The sequence below is a fragment of the Acinetobacter sp. YH12155 genome, assembly GCF_013418255.1.
Taxonomy (GTDB): Bacteria; Pseudomonadota; Gammaproteobacteria; order Pseudomonadales; family Moraxellaceae; genus Acinetobacter; species Acinetobacter indicus.
In genome coordinates this window covers 1-1,180 of record NZ_VPCK01000052.1, presented here as the reverse complement: position 1 = coordinate 1,180, position 1,180 = coordinate 1, and the positions used below count along the sequence as shown (strand labels likewise).

Below are 1,180 nucleotides of genomic sequence, written 5' to 3'. Positions count from 1 at the left end.
CTCTGTACACGACAAATTTCACAGAACCCTTATCCTATCAGGATTCTGCTTTCTTAAAATTGCCAAAATTTCCTTAAACTCTTCTTTTTTCCCAAAACCAATTAAACGCTGAATCGCCATTTGAACATAGTCTAAACCATAGCGAAATAAACTCATTGAGAGTCGTCCATGCTTCTTTATTTTTATCGCTTTTTTTTGATTATGTTGCCATTCACCCGTTAAGTAACACCAACAGAAGCTTATAGCTAACACCGCAATCAATTTTTTCACTCGTCTAGGGTCTGTCAAGCGCGTATTTTCAAGATTAAACCCGCGTCCTTTGAGACAACTGAATAAGGTTTCAATTTCCCAGCGTAATGCATAATCCTGAATAGCATTGGCATTAAACTGAGGAGAAACGACGAGTAAAAGCTCTCCATTTTCTAACTGTAGTGCACTTATATATAGTTTCACCCGACCAACCAAAATCCGTCGTTTACGACATTCAATTTGACCAACTTTAAGATGGCGAAATAAATCACTAATTTTATGATTCTTTCCTAAATGATTGGTGACAATGAAGTTTTTTTAACACGAATGCAGAAGTTGATGTCTTGTTCAATTAACCATGTAAACCACTGCTCACCGATAAACTCTCTGTCTGCGAACACATTCACAATACGGTCTTTACCAAAAATGGCTATAAAGCGTTGAATCAAAGCAATACGCTCTTTCGTATCTGAATTTCCACGTTTATTAAGCAATGTCCAAAGGATAGGTATCGCTATTCCACGATAAACGATTGCGAGCATCAGGATATTAATATTTCGTTTTCCCCATTTCCAATTGGTTCTATCTAAAGTCAGTTGCACTTGGTCGAATGAAAACATATTGAAAATCAACTGAGAAATTTGACGATAATCAAAATACTGACCTGCAAAGAAGCGCTGCATACGTCGATAAAATGATTGTGGTAAACACTTGATGGGCAAGGCTTTAGATGCAGAAGAAAGATTACATGTTTGCTTTAAAATAATCACAAGCATGATGAGCGCAAAGCACTTTAAATGTGACTTGTTCCATTTTAGAGATTTGTTTAAGATAAGATATAACTCATTGAGATGTGTCATAGTATTCGTCGTTAGAAAACAATTATTGTGACATTATTTCAATGAGTTATCTATTTTTGTCGTGTACAGAG

The 1,180-nt window shown here is 35.8% G+C and carries 1 protein-coding gene; it reads right to left on the bottom strand.

Annotated elements, in window-relative coordinates; all coding sequences use genetic code 11:
- Positions 1–18: 18 nt before the first annotated feature.
- Positions 19–1,109, bottom strand: a protein-coding gene (locus tag FTU86_RS13730) for an IS4-like element ISAba1 family transposase (RefSeq protein WP_085940648.1) whose coding sequence is annotated in 2 segments (ribosomal slippage) — positions 19–569 and positions 569–1,109 — 1,092 coding nt in all. Because the reading frame shifts where the segments join, the coding sequence is not laid out codon by codon here.
- Between the last annotated feature and the right edge of the window lie 71 nt (positions 1,110–1,180).